Source organism: Paenisporosarcina sp. OV554 (assembly GCF_003058165.1).
In the GTDB taxonomy this organism is placed as follows: Bacteria; Bacillota; Bacilli; order Bacillales_A; family Planococcaceae; genus Paenisporosarcina.
The window spans coordinates 1-26,414 of sequence record NZ_QBUC01000025.1; the positions used below are offsets into that span (position 1 = coordinate 1).

At 38.5% G+C, this 26,414-nt stretch carries 27 protein-coding genes and 1 rRNA gene; 27 read left to right on the forward strand and 1 reads right to left on the reverse strand.

Annotated features, from left to right (window positions below):
• The first annotated feature begins 107 nt into the window (after positions 1-107).
• The 10 genes from rrf (at position 108) to rsmI (ending at position 7,785) form a co-directional block, all read left to right on the forward strand.
• Positions 108-223: ribosomal RNA gene (gene rrf / locus C8K15_RS16645) — 5S ribosomal RNA — on the forward strand.
• Between the two features lie 770 nt (positions 224-993).
• On the forward strand, positions 994-2,421 hold the full coding sequence (locus tag C8K15_RS16650) for an aminotransferase class I/II-fold pyridoxal phosphate-dependent enzyme (protein WP_108587491.1): 1,428 nt from the start codon (positions 994-996) through the stop codon (positions 2,419-2,421).
• Complete coding sequence (gene tmk, locus C8K15_RS16655) at positions 2,418-3,062, forward strand: dTMP kinase (protein WP_108587492.1); 645 nt, start codon at positions 2,418-2,420, stop codon at positions 3,060-3,062. Before C8K15_RS16650 ends, tmk begins: the two co-directional genes overlap by 4 nt.
• Before the next feature lie 55 nt (positions 3,063-3,117).
• The gene (locus C8K15_RS16660) at positions 3,118-3,447 is read left to right on the forward strand and encodes a cyclic-di-AMP receptor (protein WP_108587493.1); all 330 of its coding nucleotides are present in this window, start codon (positions 3,118-3,120) and stop codon (positions 3,445-3,447) included.
• Positions 3,448-3,545: 98 nt separating this feature from the next.
• Positions 3,546-4,550 carry a DNA polymerase III subunit delta' gene (gene holB, locus C8K15_RS16665; RefSeq protein ID WP_108587494.1) on the forward strand — a complete coding sequence of 335 codons (1,005 nt, stop codon included), beginning with the start codon at positions 3,546-3,548 and terminating at the stop codon, positions 4,548-4,550.
• Positions 4,543-5,358 (forward strand): PSP1 domain-containing protein, encoded by an 816-nt coding sequence (locus C8K15_RS16670; protein WP_108587495.1) that lies wholly within the window; start codon positions 4,543-4,545, stop codon positions 5,356-5,358. Before holB ends, C8K15_RS16670 begins: the two co-directional genes overlap by 8 nt.
• Before the next feature lie 25 nt (positions 5,359-5,383).
• Positions 5,384-5,749, forward strand: coding sequence for a DNA replication initiation control protein YabA (gene yabA, locus C8K15_RS16675; RefSeq protein WP_108587496.1), 366 nt, complete (start codon positions 5,384-5,386; stop codon positions 5,747-5,749).
• A 149-nt stretch (positions 5,750-5,898) separates the two neighbouring features.
• Positions 5,899-6,645, forward strand: coding sequence for a tRNA1(Val) (adenine(37)-N6)-methyltransferase (locus tag C8K15_RS16680; protein WP_108587497.1), 747 nt, complete (start codon positions 5,899-5,901; stop codon positions 6,643-6,645).
• Positions 6,632-6,904: a GIY-YIG nuclease family protein gene (locus tag C8K15_RS16685; RefSeq protein WP_108587498.1), complete on the forward strand. Its 273-nt coding sequence runs from the start codon at positions 6,632-6,634 to the stop codon at positions 6,902-6,904. Before C8K15_RS16680 ends, C8K15_RS16685 begins: the two co-directional genes overlap by 14 nt.
• Positions 6,904-7,785, forward strand: a complete 882-nt coding sequence (gene rsmI, locus C8K15_RS16690; RefSeq protein WP_108587499.1) for a 16S rRNA (cytidine(1402)-2'-O)-methyltransferase — start codon at positions 6,904-6,906, stop codon at positions 7,783-7,785. Before C8K15_RS16685 ends, rsmI begins: the two co-directional genes overlap by 1 nt.
• 40 nt (positions 7,786-7,825) lie before the next feature.
• Here rsmI and C8K15_RS16695 read toward each other — a convergent pair whose 3' ends face one another.
• Positions 7,826-8,104 (reverse strand): transition state genes transcriptional regulator AbrB, encoded by a 279-nt coding sequence (locus C8K15_RS16695; protein WP_024536327.1) that lies wholly within the window; start codon positions 8,102-8,104, stop codon positions 7,826-7,828.
• A 338-nt stretch (positions 8,105-8,442) separates the two neighbouring features.
• On the opposite strand from C8K15_RS16695, the gene metG reads away from it, so the two are divergent.
• From metG to mfd, 17 genes are all read left to right on the forward strand, one after another.
• Positions 8,443-10,401, forward strand: coding sequence for a methionine--tRNA ligase (gene metG, locus C8K15_RS16700; RefSeq protein ID WP_108587500.1), 1,959 nt, complete (start codon positions 8,443-8,445; stop codon positions 10,399-10,401).
• A gap of 240 nt (positions 10,402-10,641) precedes the next feature.
• Positions 10,642-11,412: a TatD family hydrolase gene (locus C8K15_RS16705; RefSeq protein ID WP_108587501.1), complete on the forward strand. Its 771-nt coding sequence runs from the start codon at positions 10,642-10,644 to the stop codon at positions 11,410-11,412.
• Between the two features lie 127 nt (positions 11,413-11,539).
• Positions 11,540-12,763 carry a G5 and 3D domain-containing protein gene (locus C8K15_RS16710; protein WP_108587502.1) on the forward strand — a complete coding sequence of 408 codons (1,224 nt, stop codon included), beginning with the start codon at positions 11,540-11,542 and terminating at the stop codon, positions 12,761-12,763.
• 389 nt (positions 12,764-13,152) lie between these two features.
• The gene (gene rnmV / locus C8K15_RS16720) at positions 13,153-13,719 is read left to right on the forward strand and encodes a ribonuclease M5 (RefSeq protein WP_108587504.1); all 567 of its coding nucleotides are present in this window, start codon (positions 13,153-13,155) and stop codon (positions 13,717-13,719) included.
• Positions 13,712-14,605: a 16S rRNA (adenine(1518)-N(6)/adenine(1519)-N(6))-dimethyltransferase RsmA gene (rsmA, locus tag C8K15_RS16725; protein WP_108587505.1), complete on the forward strand. Its 894-nt coding sequence runs from the start codon at positions 13,712-13,714 to the stop codon at positions 14,603-14,605. Before rnmV ends, rsmA begins: the two co-directional genes overlap by 8 nt.
• A gap of 147 nt (positions 14,606-14,752) precedes the next feature.
• Positions 14,753-15,016 (forward strand): biofilm formation stimulator Veg, encoded by a 264-nt coding sequence (gene veg, locus C8K15_RS16730; protein WP_016429962.1) that lies wholly within the window; start codon positions 14,753-14,755, stop codon positions 15,014-15,016.
• Positions 15,017-15,135: 119 nt separating this feature from the next.
• The gene (locus C8K15_RS16735; protein ID WP_108587506.1) at positions 15,136-15,324 is read left to right on the forward strand and encodes a small, acid-soluble spore protein, alpha/beta type; all 189 of its coding nucleotides are present in this window, start codon (positions 15,136-15,138) and stop codon (positions 15,322-15,324) included.
• Between the two features lie 161 nt (positions 15,325-15,485).
• Positions 15,486-16,352 (forward strand): 4-(cytidine 5'-diphospho)-2-C-methyl-D-erythritol kinase, encoded by an 867-nt coding sequence (gene ispE / locus C8K15_RS16740; protein ID WP_108587507.1) that lies wholly within the window; start codon positions 15,486-15,488, stop codon positions 16,350-16,352.
• A 56-nt stretch (positions 16,353-16,408) separates the two neighbouring features.
• Positions 16,409-17,242 (forward strand): pur operon repressor, encoded by an 834-nt coding sequence (gene purR / locus C8K15_RS16745; protein ID WP_108587508.1) that lies wholly within the window; start codon positions 16,409-16,411, stop codon positions 17,240-17,242.
• Entirely contained in the window at positions 17,239-17,613 is a 375-nt protein-coding gene (locus C8K15_RS16750) for a RidA family protein (protein ID WP_108587509.1), read from the forward strand. Before purR ends, C8K15_RS16750 begins: the two co-directional genes overlap by 4 nt.
• A gap of 154 nt (positions 17,614-17,767) precedes the next feature.
• The gene (gene spoVG, locus C8K15_RS16755; protein ID WP_108587510.1) at positions 17,768-18,058 is read left to right on the forward strand and encodes a septation regulator SpoVG; all 291 of its coding nucleotides are present in this window, start codon (positions 17,768-17,770) and stop codon (positions 18,056-18,058) included.
• Between the two features lie 378 nt (positions 18,059-18,436).
• Complete coding sequence (glmU, locus tag C8K15_RS16760; RefSeq protein ID WP_108587511.1) at positions 18,437-19,807, forward strand: bifunctional UDP-N-acetylglucosamine diphosphorylase/glucosamine-1-phosphate N-acetyltransferase GlmU; 1,371 nt, start codon at positions 18,437-18,439, stop codon at positions 19,805-19,807.
• A gap of 13 nt (positions 19,808-19,820) precedes the next feature.
• On the forward strand, positions 19,821-20,780 hold the full coding sequence (locus C8K15_RS16765) for a ribose-phosphate diphosphokinase (protein ID WP_108587512.1): 960 nt from the start codon (positions 19,821-19,823) through the stop codon (positions 20,778-20,780).
• Positions 20,781-20,855: 75 nt separating this feature from the next.
• Complete coding sequence (locus tag C8K15_RS16770; protein WP_108587514.1) at positions 20,856-21,503, forward strand: 50S ribosomal protein L25/general stress protein Ctc; 648 nt, start codon at positions 20,856-20,858, stop codon at positions 21,501-21,503.
• A 104-nt stretch (positions 21,504-21,607) separates the two neighbouring features.
• Positions 21,608-22,171: an aminoacyl-tRNA hydrolase gene (pth, locus tag C8K15_RS16775; RefSeq protein WP_108587516.1), complete on the forward strand. Its 564-nt coding sequence runs from the start codon at positions 21,608-21,610 to the stop codon at positions 22,169-22,171.
• 55 nt (positions 22,172-22,226) lie between these two features.
• Positions 22,227-22,454: an anti-sigma-F factor Fin gene (locus tag C8K15_RS16780; protein ID WP_108587518.1), complete on the forward strand. Its 228-nt coding sequence runs from the start codon at positions 22,227-22,229 to the stop codon at positions 22,452-22,454.
• Between the two features lie 338 nt (positions 22,455-22,792).
• Positions 22,793-26,314, forward strand: coding sequence for a transcription-repair coupling factor (mfd, locus tag C8K15_RS16785; protein WP_108587519.1), 3,522 nt, complete (start codon positions 22,793-22,795; stop codon positions 26,312-26,314).
• Positions 26,315-26,414 lie beyond the last annotated feature (100 nt).

Sequence of the window (26,414 nt, forward strand, 5' to 3'; positions counted from 1 at the left end):
CGACGTGTGCAGCTGACGAATACTAATCGATCGAGGACTTAACCACAATTTTGAATGGCTTTCAATGGCCCGTTTATCCAGTTTTGAGTGAACAAACACTCAATAAGTCTAGTGATAATGGCAAAGAGGTCACACCCGTTCCCATACCGAACACGGAAGTTAAGCTCTTTAGCGCCGATGGTAGTTGGGGGTCTCCCCCTGCAAGAGTAGGACGTCGCTAGGCAAGTAAGAAGCCGGTACCGAAAGGTACTGGTTTTTTTGTGTTCATTTTTCTATTGAGTCGAAGGTGTGCGAGAAAGAGGAGGAACAAAGAGTTCGAGGAGACAAAAGGAAGAGACTCGGAGCGTATAATATACGCGAGACTCGAAGACCTGCGGTTGACGAAGAAATCTGCCGTTCATCGTCTTTCGTAGCCCGAATACGGAAGTTAAGCTCGTGCGCCGATGGTAGCTTTAGGGTTTCCCCCTGCAAGAGTAGGACGTCGCTAGGCAAGTAAGAAGCCGGTACCGAAAGGTACTGGCTTTTTTGTGTTCATTTTTTCTATTGAGTCGAAGGTGTGCGAGAAAGGAGGAACAAAGAGTTCGAGGAACCAAGGGGGCGAGTCTCGAAGCGTATCCCATACGCGAGAAACGAGAAGCCCGCAGGTGACGAAGAAAGCTGCCGTTCATCGTCTTTCGTAGCCCGAATACGGAAGTTAAGCTCGTGCGCCGATGGTAGCTTTAGGGTTTCCCCCTGCAAGAGTAGGACGTCGCTAGGCAAGTAAGAAGCCGGTACCGAAAGGTACTGGTTTTTTTGTGTTCATTTTTTCTATTGAGTCGAAGGTGTGCGAGAAAGAGGAGGAACAAAGAGTTCGAGGAGACAAAGGGAAGAGACTCGGAGCGTATAATATACGCGAGAAACGAAAAGCCCTCAGGTGCGCCTTCTTCGAATAGACCCTCGAAGGATTCATATTGTTGTATAATAAAGTCATATTGAAGTGAGAGGGATTAGCAAATGGATAAACGACCAATTGTCGAAGCGATGCAACGGTTTTATGAAAGCCAAAATATATCGTTTCATGTGCCGGGTCATAAGCATGGAGCATTGTCTGAATTGCCACGTGCGTTTATAGATGTGATGAAATTTGACTATACTGAGCTTAGTGGACTCGATGATTATCATCACCCGGAAAGCATTATAGAAGAAGCACAAGTATTACTAGCTAAAACTTACAGTGCCCAACATAGTTATTTTCTTGTAAATGGTTCTACCGTTGGAAATTTAGCGATGGTGTATGCTACATGCAGAGAAGGGGACCGTGTGTTGGTTCAACGAAATGCACATAAATCAATTTTTAATGCGCTAGAATTAGTTGGAACACTTCCGATATTCTTAACCCCAGAATGGGATGAAGTGACACATACTGCTACACATATAAGCATGGCAACTATGAAAGGTGCCATTGAGCAATATTCTGATGCTAAAGCAATTATATTAACTCATCCAACCTATTATGGTGTAACCAACCCCACTATGTTTGAAGTGATTAAAATGGCACACTCCTATGGGATTCCTGTATTAGTCGATGAAGCACATGGTGCACACTTTATCGCAACTGATGAATTTCCGATGTCTGCGCTTGAAATGGGTGCAGATGTAGTTGTACAATCTGCTCATAAAACATTACCTGCAATGACGATGGGTTCGTATTTACATATTCATTCGAAACTTGTTTCTAAAGATAAAGTAAATCGTTATTTGAGAATGCTTCAGTCTAGTAGCCCATCGTATATATTACTCGCTTCACTAGATGATGCAAGACAATATATCGGTACATATTCGCGTGGAGACTATCAGTTATTTCTCAAAACTCGTATGCAGTTCGTGGAGAGTTTAAGAACGATTAAATCTCTTGAAGTAATTGAAGTCGATGATCCCTTGAAATTACTTTTACGTGTCTCCAAATACACAGGCTATAGTTTGCAGAAGCAGATGGAGCACGAAGGTGTCTACGTGGAGCTAGCGGACCCTGAGCAAGTTCTGTTGATACTGCCGCTATTAAAGGCGAGACATCAATTCCCTTATGCTGAAATACGTATGAAGATTAAATCCGCTGTAGAAAAATGCTTAAAACTACAAAGGGACAAGATAGACATTGATTACTCACATGAATTACAAGCTCTTTCGACTTTAGCTGTTTCCTACCATGATTTACAGAACAAAGAAGAAGAATTCATTTTATATACAAAGGCCGCTGGTCGCATTTGTGCAGGAATGGTTATTCCCTATCCGCCAGGCATCCCATTATTCGTTCGAGGAGAACGAATAACTACGACTAAATTGAAAATGCTTGCGGATTATTTAGCGAGCGGGGCAATGATTCAAGGTGAGCATGACCTGGGCAACAAACACTTGCTCGTTTTGAAGGAGGAAAAAATATGAACAACCAAGGATTTTTTATTACGATTGAAGGACCAGAAGGCGCGGGGAAGACCACTGTAATGAGTGATGTGGTCGCACAATTGACGTCAGAAGGATATGAGATTGTCTCAACACGTGAGCCAGGTGGGATTCGGATATCAGAACATATACGAGAAGTAATTTTAGACAATACTTATACCGAGATGGATGGTCGAACAGAAGCTCTATTATATGCAGCAGCGAGAAGGCAACATTTAGTGGAAAAGATAGCTCCAGCATTGAAAGACAATAAAATTGTTTTATGTGATCGTTTTATTGATGCTTCTCTTGCTTATCAGGGATATGCACGTGGTTTAGGAATTGACGAAGTGCTCTCGATTAATGAGTTTGCCATCGGAAAGTTGATGCCGAATCTGACACTATTATTTGATATAGAGCCATCAATTGGACTAAAAAGGATTGCTAAGCACGATGAAAGAGAAAAAAATCGACTAGACGCTGAAAGTTTAGCGTTTCATGAAAACGTTTGGGAAGGATATCAAGAAGTAGTTAAACGTTATCCAAACCGTATTCACGTAATTGATGCGTCAAAATCGCAAGAAGAAGTAACGGAAAACGTGCTGAATGTTCTGAAAAATTCTCTTGAATCACGCATGAAATGATCCATCTTTTCATGTTATAATAATAGGAAGAACTTCCGGAAAAGGGGATGAGCTGATGAAACTTATCGTGGCTGTCGTTCAGGATCAAGATAGTAGCCGTTTATCGAGTGCACTGACAAAAAGTGATTTTCGTGCCACTAAGTTAGCAAGTACTGGTGGGTTTTTACGGTCAGGAAACACAACGTTCTTAATAGGTACAGAGGATGATTTAGTGTCTAATGCACTTGATTTAATTCGTGATAATTGTCGTTCTCGTGAGCAAATGGTAGCTCCTGTATCTCCGATGGGAGGAAATGCCGATTCATATATTCCTTATCCAGTTGAAGTTGAAGTTGGTGGCGCAACGGTATTCGTGCTTCCGATCGAACAGTTCCATCATTTCTAACAGATTTATTTTGAAATAATTTTAGCCATACACGAAAATCCCGTGTCTTCCGGATATCCGGAGCACGGTTTTTTTTGAAAGAAGGGGTGAGCACCGAAATGAATGCAAACCTAAAGGATGTTAGAAAGTTACAACCTGTTGTTATGAAGCAACTACAAACGGTTTTTCAAAAAAACCGAGTTGCTCACGCATATCTATTTGAAGGAGCAAAAGGCACTGGAAAAGTTGCAGTGATGAGATCTTTCGTTAAATTACTATTATGTGAAAAACCGATTCAAAATGTTTCATGTGAAACATGTCGCGGATGTAGGAGATTTGAGTCTGGGAATCATCCAAACTTTATTCAAATTGAACCAGACGGTCAAGATATTAAAAAAGATCAAATGTTACAACTGATTTTTGAGATGAATAAAACGGCCCTAGAAGCGGGTCGTAAAATATATGTACTACATCGGGCAGATAGATTAAATGCTTCTGCTGCAAATACTTTATTGAAGTTTTTAGAAGAACCCGAAGGATTGGTCACTGCTATATTACTAACGGAAAAAGCACACGCGATTTTACCAACTATTCGATCACGAAGTCAAATTATTTCTTTTCCATCAATTCCTTATGATGAACGAGTAAAAATACTGCTAGATGAAGGTCTTACAGCATCTATGGCTGCAACCGTTTCGATGATAACTAATGACTTGGAAGAGTCATTACGCTTGGCAAAAGATGAGCAATTTGCACAGGTTCGAAAAACAGTGTTAAAATTAATAGAGGCAGTCGAAACTAATGTCCATGAAGCAATGCTATCGGTACATGAGGATTGGTTACCGCTATTAAAAGAAAAAGAAGAAACAGAACAAGCATTGGATTTACTTTTATTCGCATACCGCGATTTAGTGGCAGTTAAGGCTAATAGTAATGCAACATATACGTATCCGGATTTCTTGCCCTTTTATCAACAACGCGCTCTTCATATTTCTTTTGAGCACTTGTCAAATAAAATCGAGGCAATATTAAAATCGAAGCAACAATTGCATCGTAATATGAATCGGACGCTGTTAATGGAGCAGTTAATGCTGAATTTGCAGGGGGGATATTCGTTTGTATAATGTGGTAGGTGTCCGCTTTAAAAAAGCGGGTAAAATATATTATTTTGATCCAACTGATTTTCCTTTGGAAAAAGATCAGTATGTTATTGTAGAGACAGCACGAGGAATAGAGTATGGCAAGGTTGTAGTAGCTATTAAACAAGTTGAGGAACATGATGTAGTTTTACCACTCAAGCAAGTCGTACGTCCCGCTGATGAACGTGATCGTCATCAAGTGAAAGAAAATCAGCTAGAATCGCAGCATGCATTTGAGCTTGGAACAGAAAAAATTGTCGAACATACCTTAGAAATGAAGCTGGTGGATGTGGAATATACGTTTGACCGAAATAAAATCATTTTTTATTTTACAGCTGAAGGGCGAGTAGATTTCCGCGATTTAGTAAAAGATTTAGCTTCTGTCTTTAGAACACGAATTGAGCTTCGTCAGATTGGTGTAAGAGATGAAGCGAAAATGCTTGGCGGAATTGGACCTTGTGGACGTATGTTGTGTTGTTCTACATTTTTAGGCGATTTTGAACCAGTTTCAATTAAAATGGCGAAAGACCAAAATTTGTCTCTAAATCCTTCGAAAATCTCAGGTTTATGTGGACGATTAATGTGCTGTCTTAAATACGAAAATGATGAGTATGAAACAGCAAAAGAGTTAATGCCTGATATGGGTGCACGTATATTAACACCTGAAGGTAAAGGTAAAGTAGTAGGAATAAATTTGTTAGAACGCGTGATGCAAGTGGAGTTAGCTGAACAACAACGTGTGCTTGATTATACATTAGAAGAAATTCAACAATTTGCAGAAACCCAAGTGTAATGGACTGAACAATGAGGTGATTTATGTGAAAGATCGTAATTTTTTGGATACAGTTATGGAATTTGAACAGCAACTAGAATCATTGCAAGGACAGTTCCATGCACTTAAAGAATTCGTAGCTTTTATGATGGAGGAACATCAGTCTTTGCAACAAGAGAATTTTCTTCTTCGTCAACGGTTAGATGAAATTCATGCAGCCGAAGAAGAAGTTTTAAAACAGTCCGAACTGAATGCGAAAAAATTAAGCCGTCTTGATATTGGTGAGGGTTATGATAATTTAGCGCGACTATATCAAGAAGGTTTCCATGTTTGTCATGTACATTTTGGAAGCTCACGCAAAGCTGAAGATTGCTTATTTTGCCTTGCCTTTTTAAATAAACAAAACGGGTGATGAAAGACTGATTCCACTGTACGTAAGTGGATGTCAGTCTTTTATTGTGATGATAGAAAGATAAATTTGGATATCAGTATAGGGAAAGTCATCAGCTTACACCATTATGGGTGCAAGCTGTGTTTTTCTAATGTCGGAGGGTATAACAAATGGACTTACACTTACAAGACGATGAGCGATTGGATTACTTGCTTGCAGAAGAGCTTCGTATCATTCAAAGTCCTTCGGTTTTTTCTTTTTCTCTCGATGCAGTATTGCTTGCTAAGTTTACATACGTTCCGATAAAGCAAGGGGCTATCGTGGATTTATGTACAGGAAATGGGGTCATCCCGTTATTTTTAAGTGCCAGAACTCAGGCGAAAATAATTGGTGTCGAATTACAACAACGGTTAGCTGATATGGCTATACGAAGTGTGGATTACAATAAATTACACGAACAAATTACTATTCTCGAGGGTGACGTTAGGACAATTCCAAAACAACTCGGGTTTGAAAAATATGATGTGGTGACGTGCAATCCTCCTTATTTTCCTGCGCATGAGGCAAGTAATAAAAACTTAAAAGAACATTTAGCTATCGCTAGGCATGAGCTCCATTTAACTTTAGATGAAGCAGTACAGTCAGCGAGTCAGTTGCTGAAGCAAGGTGGAAAAGCGGCATTTGTGCATCGTCCGGGAAGGTTGTTAGATATCGTAACGGCGATGAGAGCAAATCGACTGGAGCCAAAACGCATTCGCTTCGTGTACCCAAAGGAAGGGAAAGAAGCGAATACGTTGTTAATAGAAGGAATTAAAGATGGGAAACCTGATTTAAAGATTCTTCCTCCATTATATGTATATGATGAACACGGGGAATACACAGAAGAAGTGCGAGAGATGTTATATGGAAAGAACTAATGATCATAAATTTTATGTTTTGGAATGTGTAGATGGTTCTTATTATGCTGGCTACACTAATGATTTGGACAAGCGAGTGAGTGTTCATAATAGTGGCAAAGGGGCGAAGTATACAAGAGCTAAACGCCCGGTTTTTTGTATTTATCAAGAAGTTCATGAAACGAAACAACTTGCGATGAAAGCAGAATATGCATTTAAACAGTTAACAAAGATTAAAAAAACAGAGTATATAGCAAATGGACTGAGAGGTGAACAATGATGAAGACCCAAAAAAGTTTTTCAGGACAATCAACAACCGGGATTTTGTATCTAGTCGCCACGCCAATTGGTAATTTAGAGGATATGACAATCCGTGCAATTCGCATGATGAAAGAAGCCGATTACATAGCCGCAGAAGACACGCGAAATACGAAAAAGCTGTGTAACTACTTTGAAATTGATACACCGCTCATTAGTTACCATGAACATAATCTAGAGTACGGCGGCGATAAACTTCTTGAGCTACTTCGGGCAGGAAAGAACATTGCTCTTGTTAGTGATGCCGGTTTGCCTTGTATTTCAGATCCAGGAGCGGATATTGTAGCTAAAGCTGTAGCAGAAAATTTATCTGTAGTACCAGTTCCCGGTGCAAATGCTGCATTGAGTGCATTGATTTCATCAGGTCTATCAACGTTGTCATTTACTTTTCACGGCTTCTTGCCGAGACAAAAGAAGGACCGAAAAGCTGCGCTCGAAGCCATTCAATATCATAAAGAAACCATGATTTTTTACGAAGCACCTCATCGTCTAAAGGATACATTACGTGATGCACAACAAATACTGGGATCCTCTAGACAAGTAGTGTTAGCACGAGAAGTGACGAAAAAGTTTGAGGAATTTGTCAGATGTACATTGGATGAAGCAGTTATTTGGGTGGAAAATGAAGAAATTCGAGGCGAATTTGTCTTAGTATTTGCAGGATCTACTGAAGAAAACCCAATAGATAGTGAAAAATGGTGGATGAATTTATCTATTACTGATCATGTTAATCAAGTAATTGAAAAACAATCACTGACGTCAAAAGAGGCTATAAAAGTGGTAGCTGTTGAACGCGATTTACCAAAGAGAGATGTCTATCAAGAATATCATATTCAAGAATAAAAAAATCCGGAGTGACAAATAGTCGCTCCGGATTTTGAAGTTATTTATTTTGGTTTGATTGAATTTCTTTTACTAACAAATCTGCGCCTTCTGGGCTTAGGATTAATTTTCCGCCTACTAAACGGAAGTTGTCATCTGATACTTCACCAGTAACAGCACAAGTCATGTTTGGTAAGTATTTTTTCAAGATGATTTTATCTTCATCAACATAGATTTCTAATGCATCTTTTTCTGCAATTCCTAAAGTACGACGAAGCTCTATTGGAATAACAACGCGACCTAATTCATCAACTTTACGTACAATACCTGTAGATTTCATAAAAACACTCCTCTCGAATTATAAAGCTAATTCGTCAAATTTCGACATTTATTGCTTGTCTGTTATTTATCATACCAAGTACTGCCATATACGTCAATAATTATTCTTTCCAATTCAAAGTAATATTTGTTAAAAATATGATATTTAATAGATATTTTTGAACGTTTTTGATTATAAATTCAAATTATGTCTAATGAATGGCAAAAATTGAAAATAAATGGGTATAAATTAACAAGAACTTCATTCGACATTTTTCGTCAATCTTCTATCGTTGAAACAAAAGAAGGACTCGGATAGAATAGAATTACTACTTTACAGGAACGAAAGGGCGAATCTACGTGAACAACGAAAATAACACATTTTATATTACGACTCCTATTTATTACCCAAGTGGAAAATTCCATATTGGAACAGCTTATACAACTGTAGCTTCAGATGCTATGGCCCGTTACAAGCGCTTACGTGGATTTGATGTTCATTTCTTAACGGGAATGGATGAGCATGGTCAAAAGATTCAAGAAAAAGCTCAAGAAGCGGGAAAAGATCCGCAGTCTTATGTGGATGAAATTGCTGAAGCTTCCAAAAAAGTTTGGGAATTAATGGACATTTCATATGATGATTTTATTCAAACTACTGAACAACGTCATAAAGAAGGTGTTGAAAAGATTTTCCAACTGTTTTTAGATAATGGTGATATTTATAAAGGAGAATACGAAGGGTGGTATTGTACACCTTGTGAATCATATTTCACAGAGAGCCAATTAGAAGATGGGAACTGTCCAGACTGTGGACGTCCAGTAAATAAAGTTAAGGAAGAATCGTATTTCTTCAATATGAAAAAGTATGCGGACCGATTGGTGAAATATTATGATGAACACTTAGAATTCATAGAACCTGAATCTAGAAAAAATGAAATGATTAATAACTTCATCAAACCTGGGTTAGAAGATTTGTCTGTTTCTCGTACCTCATTTGATTGGGGAATTCGAGTACCAGGGGACGCAAAACACGTTATTTACGTGTGGGTAGATGCATTATCGAATTACATTACAGCACTTGGATATAAATCTGATGACGAATCGTTATTTAATAAGTATTGGCCAGCAGATGTACATGTTGTAGGTAAAGACATTGTGCGCTTCCATACGATTTACTGGCCTATTTTCTTAATGGCCTTGAACTTGCCATTACCGAAGAAAGTGTTTGCACACGGCTTTATTATGATGAAAGACGGTAAAATGTCGAAGTCTAAAGGTAATGTTGTCACACCTGAACTTCTTGTAGATCGTTATGGTCTAGATGCTACACGTTATTTCTTACTACGTGAGCTGCCATTTGGAGCAGATGGAGTCTTTTCACCAGAAGCATTTGTGGAACGCACGAATTTTGACTTAGCAAATGATTTAGGAAATTTATTAAATCGTACTGTTTCAATGATGAATAAGTATTTTGATGGTGTTATTCCAACAGAACATAATGAACCAACAGAATTTGATGCGGTATTACACGCTCATGCAAAAGAAGTTAAAGATAAGTATGAAACAAATATGGAAAAAATGCAGTTTAGTATCGTGTTAAGTGATTTGTGGTCTCTCGTTTCACGCACTAATAAATATATTGACGAAACACAACCTTGGGTTCTAGCAAAAGAACAATCTGACAAGCCAAAGCTTGGTTCAGTTATGTGGAACTTGGCTGAAAGTCTTCGTCAAATTGCCGTTTACTTACAACCGTTTATGACAAATTCACCGAAACAAATTGCAGAACAACTTGGTTTATCTGCAGATGCATTGACGTGGGAGTCGTTAGAAAATACTTCAAGTATTGCTACTGGAACGAAAGTAATTGAAAAAGGAATTCCGATTTTCCCAAGACTAGAAGTGGAATCTGAAATCAGTTACATTCAAGAACAAATGCGTGGATCCGTAAAAAAAGAAGAGCCCGAAATAGTAAAAGAAGAAACAACTGAAGTGCCAGAAATTACGATTGATCAATTTTTAAATGTAGATTTACGTGTAGCAACCGTTACTGCTTGCGAAGCTATGCCAAAAGCAGATAAATTGTTGAAACTTCAAGTAGATCTAGGATATGAGCAACGTCAAGTAGTCTCTGGTATTGCTAAAAGTTACAAACCTGACGAACTGGTAGGTCAAAAAGTCATTGTAGTGGCTAACCTAAAACCTGTAAAACTTCGAGGAGAATTATCTCAAGGGATGATTCTTGCTGGAGAAAAAGATGGGTACTTAACTCTTGCAACAGTTGATGAAAAGCTTGAAAATGGAGCAAAAGTAAAATAAGTATTTTATAATAAGCCTGTTTAGCCTACGCTAAGCAGGCTTATTTAATAAAGAATTAAACGTTATTCTTTAGATCGCTTGTATGAAATGGAGTAAAGTTATTTGAAATAACTTGATTATTTTAGGGGAATAAACTGACTAATGTATAAAAAACATGGCTTTGTCATCAAAATGTTACAATGCTGTGATGTCATTACACTGATTAAAATCTAAAATAGAGATTACGTGAGGCGGATTATTATGTATATAGATACACATGTTCACTTAAATGCAGATCAATATGATGAAGATTTAGAAGAAGTAATAAATAGAGCTCTAGAAGCAAAAGTAAAGCATATGGTAGTAGTCGGATTTGATCGTAAAACGATAAAAAGGGCCATTTCATTAGCTGAACAATATGATTTTATTTATGCGGTTGTAGGATGGCATCCTGTTGATGCTATTGATTGCACAGATGAAGATTTACTTTGGATTGAAGAGTTAGCTGCGCATCCGAAGGTTGTAGCAATTGGTGAAACTGGACTGGATTATCACTGGGATAAATCTCCTCGTGATGTGCAACAAGATTTATTTAGAAAACAAATTCGTTTAGCACAAAAAGTTGATCTACCCATTGTCATTCACAATCGAGATGCAACAGAAGATGTCGTGCGAATCTTGCAAGAGGAGCATGCCGAAAAAACCGGTGGTGTCATGCATTGTTATGGAGGTAGTGTTGAAACCGCAAAACTTTGCATAGACTTAAACTTCATGATTTCACTCGGAGGTCCCGTGACATTTAAAAATGCCAAAAAGCCTAAAGAAGTAGCCACTGAAATTCCATTAGAATACTTAATGATCGAAACAGATGCACCATATTTAGCACCACATCCCTTAAGAGGGAAACGCAATGAGCCAGCTTTAGTAGTATTAGTAGCGGAAGAAATTGCTCGATTGAAGAATATTTCTATTGAACAAGTAGCAAAAGTAACTACTGAAAATGCTTTAAAATTTTACAAAATCCCAGTATGAATTATAGATAACAATCCAATACTTGGAAAGGAATCGTCTGTCGACCAGAATATTCAGACTAATTCCGAATGGTTGACAGCATTTTTGAAATCTATATAATCACACGAATGATAAGGAGGCGTTTTTTATGTCAAATAATTTCATGAAAAACCTGTTTACCCAATCATTGAGGACGAAACAAACAGGAATTGCTGTCATTGCAGTTATCTTGTTCATTTCAGTTATATCAGCCGTTCTTTTCGTTGGAACGAAAAATACTGTCGCATTGACGGTTAATGGTAAAAAACAAGAAATTCATACCCATGCAGATACAGTCGGAGATTTATTAATTGAACAAAACGTTCAAGTTTCCGATGCTGATTTAGTATTACCCTCAGTGAACACGTCGATAAAAAATGGTATTTCAGTCGAGTGGGAACAGGCGAAAAAAATTACGATTACAGTTGATGGGAAGCAACAAACCATCGACACGACATCTGATCAAGTAAGTGAAGTTTTAAAAGAAGCAAAAATAAAAGTTTCTGAGCACGATAAGTTATCACCTGAGCTTAATGCAAAGGTCGGATCTGATTCTAACATTGCAATCGAAAAAGCGTTCCAAGTAACGCTGATAGATGGTATTAATGAAAAGAAAATCTGGTCCACTTCGACTACGGTCGCTGACTTTTTAAAACAACAAGAGATCAAAATGAATAAATTTGATCGTGTAGAACACAAAATGGAAGATGTAGTGAATCCAAATGATGTTATACAAGTCGTTCGCGTAGAAAAAGTCACCGATGTAGTGGAAGCAAAAACAAATTTCGCTGTGGAAACACGTAAAGATAAAGATTTACTAAAAGGTAAAGAAAAAGTTGTACAAGAAGGCAAAAAAGGTTTGACTAAAAGTATCTTTGAAATTACTTCTGAGAACGGTAAAGCTATTTCCCGTGTTTTGAAGAACGAAAAAGTAGTGAGTTCTCCTACTAAGAAAGTCATTGCGGTGGGAACGAAAGTGGTTACAGCTAGTGTTTCACGTGGTACAACAAAGTCTAAATCGTCAACAGATGCCCCATCAGGTGGAAAAGAGTTTTATGTATCTGCTACTGCATATACGGCGAACTGTAATGGATGTTCAGGTATTACTGCCACGGGTATTAATCTGAAAGCAAATCCATCATTAAAAGTAATTGCGGTAGATCCGAGTGTAATCCCATTAGGTTCTAAGGTTTGGGTAGAAGGCTACGGATACGCGATTGCAGGTGATACAGGTGGAGCTATTAAAGGAAAGAAAATCGACTTGTTTATGGCATCGACTGATAAAGCTTATGGGTTCGGACGCAAACAGGTTAAAATTAAAATCTTGAACTAATATAAATTAAGCTTTCCCTTATGTTTAGGGAAGGCTTTTTGTCTACATAAGAAAATAGTTAAGCTGCGACACAGGATGTTATAACTTCTTCGCTTGGGCCCACATGAAGGAGGTCATGAAGACCTTGCTCCTGCGGTTACTCGTCGCAAAGAAAGACCTTGCTTCCACCGTCGGAGTCGAGCTAGATTGGGCTTCTACGCTTTTCGTGTCTAGCTTCACAGCCCAGCCCAGCCCGCGGGCGCCAGTATGGGGTCAGAAAGGCGAATGTCGCCTTTCATCCTTCCAGCGCCGGTGTCGGGCTTTCATGGCCTGTTACGCATTTCTGTGTATACATAAAGACATGGCGCAAGTAGAATAGTTAAAGACCCATTGGAAAAGAGGCATGAATCGTGTTTATTGAAGAAGTTATTGTGGTGGAGGGAAAAGATGATACGACAGCTATTAAACGTGCTGTTCGAGCAGATACTATAGAAACAAATGGATCTGCGATATCAGCAGAAACTATCCGTCGTATCCAACATGCTCAGAACAAAAGAGGCGTTATCGTATTTACGGATCCTGACTACCCTGGACGACGGATTCGTGCCATTATTGAGGAACAAGTACAAGGTGTGAAGCACGCATTTTTATCAAAAGAAAAAACCATTGCTAAAAACGGCAAAGGTTTAGGTATTGAGCATGCTGCGGATGAAGATATAAGACAAGCCTTACAAAATGTCTATACACCTAGAAATACACTGAATCAGACTGAAGAAATACCACTTCACATATTGATGAAATCACAATTGATTGGTCATCCTGACGCTAAAATCCGTCGTAATCGACTCGGTGAATTATTACAAATTGGCTATACTAATGGCAAGCAACTTCAAAAAAGATTATCAATGTTCCAAATTGGAATTGAGCAATTTGAAAAAGCCTTAGCACAACTAGACCAGGAGGACTTACATGAGTAAAGATATTGCAACTCCCAAACGCACACAAGAAATTTTAAAAAAATACGGATTTTCATTTAAAAAGAGTTTAGGTCAAAATTTTTTAATTGATCCGAATGTTCTTCATAACATCGTAAGCCATGCAGATTTGACTAACGAATCGGCAGCTATTGAGATTGGGCCGGGTATTGGTGCATTAACGGAGCATTTAGCTCGAAAAGCAGGTCATGTGGTTGCTTTTGAAATCGATCAACGTCTTCTACCTGTTTTAGAAGATACACTTTCTCCATATGACAACGTAGAAATCATCCATTCAGACATATTAAAGGTCAATGTATCAGAGATGATGAGAGAGAAATTGGCTGATTACAAGGATGTTATGGTGGTTGCTAACTTACCTTATTATGTAACTACTCCTATTTTGATTAAATTATTAATGGAGAAACTTCCAATCCGCGGAATGATCGTCATGATGCAAAAAGAAGTTGCAGATCGTATCACGGCAAAACCAAGTACGAAAGCTTATGGTTCATTGTCCATTGCCATTCAATATTATATGAAGGCAGAAATTGCCATGACGGTCCCTAAGTCAGTGTTTATTCCTCAACCAAACGTTGATTCTGCAGTAATCAAATTAACTCGTTATGAGACGGCTCCTGTTTCCGTTTTGGATGAAGATTTTCTATTCTTCGTTTCTCGTTCTTCTTTTGCTCAACGCAGAAAGACAATCATAAATAATTTGCAATCACAACTGCCGCATGGAAAAGAGAAGAAAGAATTAATTTTAGCTGCCCTTGCTGAAGCAAATATCGATCCAACTCGTCGAGGCGAAACTTTATCGATTCAAGAGTTTGGGAATTTATCGAATTTATTGCTTCCGAATTTCAAAGAAACAGCTGATTTGTAACGAATTTATTACATTAAATTATAAAAAAGACAAATTAGTTTTAAAAAATTGATTGACAAGTGGTTTGCTTCATTGTTAAAATGTTTATTTCGGTTGACAAATATTTTCGTATATGGTATGCTTATATTTAAGTGAGGTGTAAGCGAAATGCCAAAAACTTTAGCAGATATTAAAAAGTCTTTAGATTGTCATTTGGGTAAACGTTTGCAATTGAAAGCAAACGGTGGTCGCAAGAAAACGATTGAACGAGCTGGCGTTTTACGTGAAACGTATCATGCAGTGTTCGTAGTGGATCTTGATCAGGACGAGAACGCTTTTGAGCGTGTGTCTTACAGCTACACAGACATTTTAACTGAAGCAGTAGAAATTACAATTGTTGACGGAATGCAAGAACTTGTAGTCGTCAAATAATCTTACGTATTAGTGAACTTATTCTATTTTATTAAAACACTCAAGGATTTTATTATCCTTGAGTGTTTTTTTGTTTTTAGTACATACTACTTTTGTCAGCCTTCATGAGGAGGAAAAACATGGCACGTAATCGTGTAATGTCAAATCATCTTAAAGAGGAAATTGCGAAAGAGCTTGGATTTTACGAAGTCGTTGAGCGTGACGGTTGGGGAGGCATAACATCTCGTGATGCAGGTAATATGGTAAAACGAGCGGTTGAAATGGCACAAACCGGGTTAATGAACGGGCAAAATCACTACAAGAAGTAGTAACGATCTTCTCTGCGACATGCAATCGCAAGTGAAAATTCATATGGAGCTGACAAGGCGGAGAAATCCGCCTTTTATTGCGTTCATTTCTTCTCCCTTTTCATCATCCTAAGCTGTGGTAAAATAGGGAACAGCAATAAAGAGATAAAGGAGGCATTTTTATGCTTTATGTGAAAGCGCCCGCAAAAATCAATCTGACACTGGATGTCCTACACAAAAGACCGGATGGATATCATGAAGTGGAAATGATCATGACTACGGTGGATTTAGCAGATCGCATTGGATTAGAACCACGTTCAGATGGTCTCATACGCATCATTTCAGCGGATCGCTACGTACCAGACGACCACCGTAACTTAGCCTATCAGGCGGCAAAGTTATTAAGAGATACATATGGCATAAAAGAAGGCGTAACGATTGTATTAGAGAAAAAAATTCCTGTCGCTGCTGGATTAGCTGGTGGAAGTAGTGATGCTGCTGCGACCTTAAAAGGATTAAATTATTTATGGGATTTAAAGTTAACGGCAGACCAATTAGCTGAACATGGCGCTAAAATTGGTTCGGATGTGTCGTTTTGTGTTTACGGGGGAACAGCTCTGGCAACAGGAAGAGGAGAACTTATTCAAGAACTACCTGCTCCACCAAACTGTTGGATAATTTTAGCTAAACCCTCAATTGGTGTGTCAACGGCGGATGTTTATGGTGGTTTAAAAATAAACGAAGTCGTTCATCCGAATACCAAAGATATGATTCGTGCTATTCATGAAAAAAATTATGAATTAATGTGTGAAGCGATGGGCAATGCTTTAGAATCAGTAACTTTAAAGTTACATCCTGAAGTTTCGATGATTAAGGAACAAATGATGAAATTTGGAGCAGATGCTGTGTTAATGAGCGGAAGTGGTCCAACTGTATTTGGGATTGTACAACATGAATCGAGAGTAAACCGAATTTATAATGGCTTACGTGGTTTTTGTGACGAAGTTTATGCGGTAAGATTGTTGGGAGAACGGGATTCACTTGCCTAAAACCGTATATTTGTTTAAACTTACGTATAAATCATTCGTGTTTAGGAGTGTGACCGATGAAGTGGAAACGCAGTGAGCGTCTCGTTGATATGACCCATTATTTATTAGACCATCCCCAGCAGTTAATACCCTTAACTTTGTTTGCGGATATGTACCAGTCTGCTAAATCCTCAATAAGTGAAGACCTAACCATTGTTAAAGAAACATTTGAAGAAAAAGGTATTGGTTTATTAATGACTGTTCCTGGAGCTGCAGGTGGTGTTAAGTATATGCCTAAAATGCGAGATGAAGCCGTTCGTGAATTGATTCAAGATTTGATGGAAGAGCTTGGTCACTCAGACCGTTTGCTACCTGGTGGATATTTATATATGACAGATTTACTGGGTAACCCTGAAATGATGAATCGTGTAGGAAAAGTGTTTGCTTCTGCGTTTGCGAAAGAACCGATTGATGTCATCATGACAGTGGCGACAAAAGGTATTTCGATTGCACATGCCATCGCGCGTCACCTCAATGTACCGGTAGTTGTGGTAAGACGTGATAGCAAAGTAACTGAAGGATCAACTGTCAGCATTAATTACGTGTCAGGCTCTTCACGTCGAATTCAAACGATGGTGTTGTCAAAACGCAGTATGAAGAGTGGCCAACGCGTACTTATTACAGATGACTTTATGAAAGTCGGAGGTACGATGAATGGCATGAAAAATTTACTTGAGGAATTTAATTGTCAATTAGCAGGCGTTGCGGTATTAGTTGAAACAGAACACGCGGACGAACAGTTAATTGAAAATTATCTGTCACTTGTTAAATTACATGAAGTAAATGAAAAAGAGCGTACTATTGCTTTAACAGAAGGTAATTATTTTTTGAAAGGTGGAAAAGGTCAATGAAATCAGTATCGACAACGAACGCCCCAGCGGCGATAGGACCTTATGTTCAAGGTATGATTGTAAATGGCATGTTTTATAGTTCGGGTCAAATTCCATTAACAGCCGATGGGAATATGGTGGAAGGTTCAATTACAGAACAAACACATCAAGTATTTGCGAACTTGAAAGCTGTATTAGAAGAAGCAGGATCTTCGCTTCAACAAGTTGTGAAGACAACAGTATTTATTAAAGATATGAACGACTTTGCTCTTTTCAATGAAATTTATGGTCAACATTTTGGCGATCATAAACCAGCGCGTTCGACTGTAGAAGTTGCACGACTACCAAAAGATGTGCAAGTTGAAATAGAAGTCATTGCAGTAATTTCATAAATTCAGATGAAACCATAGAGCATATCTCTATGGTTTTTTTATTTGTATTTTTAATTTTTAAAATATTCTATTAAAAAAGAAGGAAAATTATGATAAATGTAGAATATAGTTGTCAGAGTCTGTAAATCATCTATGAAGAAAGGTGGGATAAGGAATGGAAGTAACTGATGTTAGATTACGTCGAGTACAAACTGATGGCCGCATGCGTGCCATTGCTTCCATCACACTAGACAGCGAGTTCGTCGTACATGATATTCGTGTCATTGACGGCAACGCAGGGCTATTTGTGGCAATGCCAAGTAAACGAACGCCAGATGGAGAATTTCGAGATATCGCTCATCCGATTAATACTGGAACTCGAACGAAAATTCAAGAAGCGGTATTACACGCATACCATGAGTCTCGCGAAGAAGACGTTATTGCATATGAAGAAGCTGGTGCTTAATAGAGCAATAGAACAAATGAAGAGACTTGTCATGTCCATGATAGGTTTCTTTTTTATTGGAAAAAGGCGATTAGGAAAGAGTTTTGTTCTAATTTTACAACTCGTTCCACTGTAAAAGGTGGTTTAACTATATTTACTTACCAACACTGGTAAGTATTCCTGAAATGATAAAATTTTTTGCTCGCCAAGTAAAACGTGAAAAACAAATGAATTAACAAGGAAAGGACTTCCACCATTTGGGTGAGAAGTTCTTTTTATTGAAAAATGATTAATCATAATGGTTTTGTCACTATTTTGTCAAGCGGGATTTCCTTGAATTACGAGTGTATTTCGGCTATAGTCAAAAGAGTAAATTGAACATACTGGAGGACTTACAAAATGACACATACATATGCAGTGGTACTAGCTGCAGGTCAAGGTACACGTATGAAGTCCAAATTATATAAAGTTTTGCACCCTGTATGTGGTAAACCTATGGTTGAACACGTGGTTGATCACATCGAGGGAATTGGAGTAGAACGCATTGTGACCATCGTAGGTCATGGTGCTGAAAAAGTACAAGACCAGCTCGGAAGTCGCAGTGAATATGCACTTCAAGAACAACAACTAGGAACGGCACATGCTGTTTTACAAGCAGATGCTGCTTTAGGGAAGTTAGTCGGGACAACACTTGTCATTTGCGGTGACACACCTCTAATCCGTCCTGAAACGATGACAGCATTACTAGCACACCATCAAGAAACTTCGGCTAAGGCGACGATTCTTACTGGAATTCCAGAAAATCCTACAGGTTACGGTCGCATTCTTCGCAATTCTGATGGGCATGTTGAACGTATTGTGGAGCAAAAAGATGCATCGGCTGAAGAACAACTAGTAAAAGAAATTAACTCGGGCACATACTGCTTTGATAATGAAGCTTTATTTGCGGCATTAAAGCTGGTGAAAAATGATAATTCACAAGGTGAATACTATTTACCAGATGTGATTGAGATCTTGAAATCTCAAGGAAACATCGTTTCTGCTTTCGCAACAGATGATTTTGAAGAAACGCTTGGTGTGAACGATCGTGTAGCACTTTCGCAAGCTGAAACGTTGATGCGTAAACGCATTATCGAAAAACATATGCGAAACGGAGTAACGATTATCAATCCAGCAAATACTTACATTAGTGCGGATGCAATTATCGGTTCTGATACCGTGTTGCAACCTGGCGTTATGATTGAAGGAGCTAGTGAAGTAGGCGAAGATTGTTTAATCGGACCAAATAGTCAAATTACAAATAGTAAAATTGGACATCGCACAACCGTACATTCATCTGTCGTTACTGAAAGTGTTATTGGAGAAGATACGGCAGTTGGGCCATTTGCTCATATTCGTCCAAATTCAGAAATCGGCAACGAAGCTAAAATCGGTAATTTTGTGGAAATTAAAAAAACAAAATTGGGTAACCAATCGAAAGTATCACATTTAAGTTATATTGGAGATGCTGAAGTTGGAGAACGTGTAAATGTTGGGTGTGGCACAATTACTGTGAATTATGATGGTAAAAATAAATTCCTAACGACGATTGAGGATGACTCCTTTGTAGGATGTAATTCAAACTTAGTAGCTCCTGTAAAAATTGGTCAAGGTGCGTATGTAGCAGCTGGATCAACCATTACAAAAGATGTACCTGCACAAGCTTTGTCAATTGGTCGAGCACGCCAAGAAAACAAAGAAGGATACGCACAAAAACTAAAATTAAAATAACAGGAGGAACATCATGTCTTACCAATACGCAAATACAAAATTAAAAATTTTCTCATTAAACTCAAACGAGTCACTTGCTAGAGAATTAGCGGAAGAAGTGGGTTTACCACTTGGCAAAATTTCAGTTAACCGTTTTAGCGATGGTGAAGTTCAAATTAACATTGAAGAAAGTATTCGTGGGTGTGATGTCTTTATCATCCAGTCAACATCTTCTCCTGTAAACGAAAACTTAATGGAACTTTTAATTATGGTAGACGCTGTGAAACGTGCTTCTGCACGTACAGTAAATGTTGTTCTTCCTTACTACGGTTATGCTCGTCAAGACCGTAAAGCACGCGCACGTGAACCAATTACAGCGAAACTAGTGGCTAACTTACTAGAAACTGCTGGTGCAACTCGTGCCATCGTATTAGATTTACATGCTCCTCAAATTCAAGGGTTCTTTGATATCTTAATCGACCACTTGATCGCAGTACCAATTTTGTCTGATTATTTCTTAGAGAAAAATATTGATCCATCTGAAATTGTTATTGTTTCACCGGATCATGGTGGAGTTACACGAGCTCGTAAAATGGCGGATCGTTTAAAAGCACCTATAGCGATTATTGATAAACGTCGTCCACGTCCTAACGTAGCTGAGGTTATGAACATTGTAGGTAATGTGGATGGTAAAATTTGCATTCTTATTGATGATATTATTGATACTGCAGGTACAATTACGATTGCAGCTAACGCACTTGTAGAAAGCGGAGCGAAAGAAGTATACGCATGTTGTACACATCCAGTATTATCAGGACCTGCAATTGAGCGTATCGACAACTCTGTTATTAAAGAATTAGTCATAACAAACTCAATTGAATTACCTGAAGAAAAGACCTCACCGAAGATCAAAACATTATCAGTTGCTCATTTATTAGCTGAGGCAATCGTACGTGTCTTTGAAGAGAAATCTGTTAGTACTTTATTTGATTGATGTTCTCCATGTTTCATTTTTGCTCTGTTGGGTAAACATAGAAATAGAATGAATCATACAGGAGAGTGAATATAGATGGCTACGACAGTAAAAACACAAACACGTGACATTGCACAACAATCAAACTTAACTAAATTACGAGGTGAAGGTTTCGTACCTGCAGTCGTTTATGGTTATAAAACAGATACATCTTCAATCGCTGTAAGCGAAAAAGATTTATTGAAAACATTACGTGAAGTAGGACGTAACGGTGTCATGAAATTAGACGTTGATGGTAAAAATGTGAATGTTGTATTAAGTGATTACCAAATGGACGTCTTAAAAGGGAATTTTGTTCACGCTGATTTCTTGGCTATTAACATGTCTGATGAATTAGAAGTAAGTGTAACAGTAGTACCAACGGGTGAAGCTGTAGGCGTAAGCGAAGGTGGCGTCTTGAATCAATCAAACCGTGAAGTAACAATTAAAGTAAAACCTTCTGCAATTCCAGAATCAATCGAAGTAGATGTTTCGGAACTTGTTATTGGTGATACCTTAACAGTTGGCGATATTCGTGAAAAATCCGAATTCCAAATTTTGAACGAAGATGACTTCGCTTTAGTATCAGTTACTGCACCACGTTCAGATGAAGAATTAGAAACTACTGCAGATGAACCGGCTGTAGCTAAAGATGAAGAAGCTGAACAAAAAAACACAGATGAAGCAACTAAACCAAAAGAATAAGCTATTTTTCAAAAAGGGATTGTCAATTGACAATCCCTTTTTTTATGGATTCCATTCTTTGTGGTAAAATGGAAAGTATTCAGTAAGTAAAGGAAGTATCGTTTATGAAAATGATAATCGGACTCGGCAATCCTGGAAAACCGTATGAACATACAAGGCATAACATCGGATTTGATGTGATCGATGAACTTGCAAAACGTTTCAACACCCCATTAAACCAAATGAAGTTTAAAGGGATGTACACAATTATTCATCGACCAGAAGGCAAGGTTTTGCTCGTGAAACCACTCACTTATATGAATTTGTCTGGTGAATGTATCGTACCAATGATGGATTATTTCGAAGTTGCGGAAGAGGATATTGTGGTCATTTACGATGATTTGGATCTCGCAGTTGGCAAGTTAAGACTTCGTCAAAAAGGGAGTGCAGGTGGTCATAATGGTATTAAGTCCATGATTCAACACCTAGGTTCACAAGAATTTAATCGCATTCGTGTTGGTGTGGATCGACCACCAGCTGGCATGAAAGTACCTGATTATGTATTATCTAGGTTTAAACCAGATGAAAAACCTTTGGTGGATGAGGCCATAACGAAGAGTGCTGATGCATGTGAATATTGGTTATCCTCACCATTTCTAGAAGTGATGAACCGTTTTAATGGGGCATAAGGAATAATTTTAGGTCGGCCGGTCTATACTTTGAAAAAGGAGGCCGGTCCGTATTATGGCAATTCGTGTAAAGTGTCGGCATTGCAAGACAGAAATGGGGCATCTATCAGGCCAATCCGCTCTGCAGCATGGTCGAGTAAAGCAAATGAGAGAAGAATTTGCAGAAGAGTTTATCACACAGGATGAAGAGGGAACATTAACAGTAACCAGTATTTGTGAGCATTGTGAAAAATCTTTACGGGATAACCCAAATTACTATGCTATGCAAAAGTGGATACAATAGGAATTAGCTTTGGCGCGGGTTTCGCGCACAAAGCCTTTTTCTGTTTTAATAGCACCTGCTCTTTGCGGTTATTCGTAAGAGAGCAAACATAAGATTTCTATATTTTATGTCTAACTCCGAAGCCCAGCTCGCACCTCCGCTTGGGGCCACAGGATGTAGGTCATGAAGGCGTTGCGACAAGATTTCTTAGGAATGCATTTTGCGACGAATAAACGCAGGAGCAGGACGTCTCGACCTAACCTTAGTCTCATTCGAAAACAGGTTTTTGATTCGTTTCTTCTACCGGCGGAGGTCGAGCTAGAGTAGGCTTTTGCACTTTTCTAAGTAAGGAGGTTCATATGGAACCATTACATCAATTATTAATGAAAGATCATCATATAAACACGTTGCTTACAGATATTAAAAAAGGTATCGACCAGCAACTTGTAACAGGCCTCGTTGGGGGAGCACGTCCACTTTTCATTCAGTCGATAGCAAAAGAGACGGAGAGACCGATTTTAATAGTTTCGCCGAATTTATTACAGGCTCAGCGGTTATTTGAAGATATGGTAAAGCTGCTAGGAGAAGAAGCAGTGCGTTTATATCCTGCAGATGAGTTGATTGCTGCGGATTTGTCAGTATCAAGTCCTGAACTTAGAGCAGAGCGCATTGAGACGCTTGAATTTATGCATTCACAGAAGCGTGGTGTCGTTATTACGCCAATTGCAGGACTGAGACGTCATATGCCAAACTTAAAGCAATGGCGAGCGAGCCGCCTTGAAACCGCCATTGGACAACAAGTAGTGATGGATGAGTGGCTAGATCAATTGGTTGCGATGGGGTACTCAAGGCAAGCAATGGTTACCGCACCCGGTGATTTTGCATTACGTGGAGGTATTTTAGATATTTACCCCATCTATTTGCAACATCCAGTTCGACTTGAATTTTTCGATACGGAAGTCGATTCAATTCGGACCTTTTCAGCAGAAGATCAACGTTCAATTGAAAAACTAAAAGAGGTCTGTATTCTTCCGGCAACAGAATTTGTTTGGACACGTCAACAACTTCTTATTCTTGCTGAAAAATTAGAAGATTCATTGGCTTCTAGTTTGAAAAAACTGAAGAAGTCTGAAACGAAAGAACTGCTTCTACAACATATCAATCATGACATCGAATTGCTTAGACAGGGTGATGTACCCGAACAAATGACGAAGTATGTCTCCATACTAGAAGACCACCCTACTTTCTTGGGCGATTATTTTGCACAAGATGGTTTGGTGTTATTTGATGAGCTTGGACGGATACAAGAAACGACAGAATCACTAGAACGCGAAGAAAAAGATTGGTATATTTCCTTGCTTGAAGAAGGAAAAACCGTCCATGATGTGAAATTGTCATTCAGTTTTAAAGAGATTCTTGCCATGTTAAATCAGCGGAAAGTGTATCTTTCTTTGTTTGCACGCACATTCTCCGGTATTAAATTACAAAAATCAATTGCGTTTTCTTGTAAACAAATGCAACATTTTCACGGGCAAATGAACCTCTTGAAAAATGAAATGGAACGTTTTGAAGCGGGCAAATTTTTTGTGTTTGTATTAGCTGATGGTGAAGAGCGCCAGAAAAAAGTGAAAGATGTACTCGAAGATTACGGCATGATAGGTCATGTGTTAGGGGAACAAAATGCACCTGAACAACCTGGTATTTATATCGTAGAAGGTGAAATGTCGAGTGGGTTTGAATTGCCTCTTCAGCGCTTAGCGGTTCTAACAGACGAAGAGCTGTTTAAGCAACGTCCGAAAAAGAAAGCACGTCCACAAAAAATGACGAATGCTGAGCGTATCAAAAGTTACTCTGAAATCAAACCTGGCGATCATATCGTTCATATTCATCATGGTATTGGAAAGTATATTGGGATAGAGACGCTTGAAATCAATGGGATTCATAAAGACTACTTACACATTCGTTATCGTGCGGAAGATAAATTATTTGTTCCAGTTGATCAAATTGACCAAATTCAAAAATATGTCGCCTCAGAAGAGAAAGAACCAAAGCTCCATAAACTAGGTGGCGCTGAGTGGAAGAAAACGAAAATTAAAGTAACAGCTGCGGTGCAAGATATTGCAGATGATTTAATTAAACTGTATGCAAAACGCGAGTCTGAAAAAGGGCATGCTTTTGAGCCTGATCAAGACATGCAACAAGCATTTGAATCAGCATTTCCATATGAAGAAACGGATGATCAATTACGTTCAATTGAAGAAGTTAAGCGGGATATGGAAAAAGAACGACCAATGGATCGCTTGATTTGTGGGGACGTTGGATACGGCAAGACGGAAGTGGCGATTCGAGCTGCATTTAAAGCAGTACAAGAGAGTAAACAAGTAGCCTTTCTAGTACCGACGACCATTTTAGCGCAACAACATTACGAGACCATGAAAGAACGATTTGCTGATTTCCCAGTAGAAGTGGGATTATTAAGTCGTTTCCGGTCAAAAAAAGAGCAAACTGAGACGACTAAAGGATTAAAAGCAGGCTCAGTAGATGTAGTTGTTGGGACACATCGTTTATTGTCAAAAGATATTGTCTATCATGATTTAGGATTGCTTATCGTCGATGAAGAACAGCGTTTTGGTGTGACACACAAAGAAAAAATCAAACATTTAAAGACGAATGTCGATGTTTTAACATTAACTGCTACTCCTATTCCGAGAACACTTCATATGTCGATGATTGGCGTTCGTGACTTATCGGTTATCGAAACACCACCAGCCAATCGTTTTCCTGTTCAAACATATGTAATGGAACAAAATGGATCACTTGTTCGAGAAGCTATTGAACGTGAAATGGCTCGAGGTGGACAATCATTTTATTTGTATAATCGAGTTGAAGATATGGCACGTAAAGTGGATGAGATACAGATGCTTGTTCCTGAAGCGCGTGTAGGTTTTGCGCACGGGCAAATGGCGGAAAGAGAGCTAGAATCCGTTATTCTGTCATTTTTAGAAGGTGACTTTGATGTGCTCGTAACGACGACCATCATTGAAACAGGGATTGATATTCCTAATGTGAATACGCTTATTGTGCAAGATGCAGACCGTATGGGACTGTCGCAATTGTATCAATTAAGAGGACGTGTAGGCCGTTCAAATCGTGTGGCTTATGCGTACTTCATGTATCAACGTGATAAAGTGTTAACTGACGTGGCTGAAAAACGATTACAAGCCATTAAAGAATTCACAGAACTGGGTTCAGGATTTAAAATTGCCATGCGCGATTTATCTATACGTGGAGCAGGGAATTTATTAGGGTCACAACAACATGGCTTTATCGATTCAGTCGGCTTTGACTTATATGCTCAGATGTTACAAGAAGCAATCGAAGAAAAACAAAGTGGCATCAAAAAAGATGAAATCCTTGATGTCGAATTTTCATTACCGTATGATGCTTATTTACCTGATGCTTATATTCCAGATGGATTCCAAAAAATTCAGATGTATAAACGAATTAAAGCAGTGGAAAATGAGAAGGATTACGAAGACTTAGTGGATGAATTGATCGACCGTTTTGGAAATATGCCAATTGAGGTAGAACGCTTAATGAAAATTTCAAGAATGAAAGTTTGGGCAAAACAAGCGAATGTGGAATCAATTAAAGAACAGAATAAACAACTGGTTGTGAAATTTTCGAAAAGTGGCACTCAGACAACGAACGGTGCCATGTTAGTGGAGTCATCAATGGTTTACGGGCGAGCAGTAGGATTCCAGATGAACGCTAACCAACAATTGTTATTATCTATTGATGAAAAGAAAACGGGTACACATCATCCGTTTGATGTTTTAGAAGCGATGATGATGATTTTACCTCAAGCTCAAAAGAATTAGATTCCTTTTTTGGTGAGCAATGACGGACTTGCATATTTTGTCCAATCTTGATGCATACTAAGGTAGAAATCAAAGAAATTTGAATTCTGTTGAAAGTGAG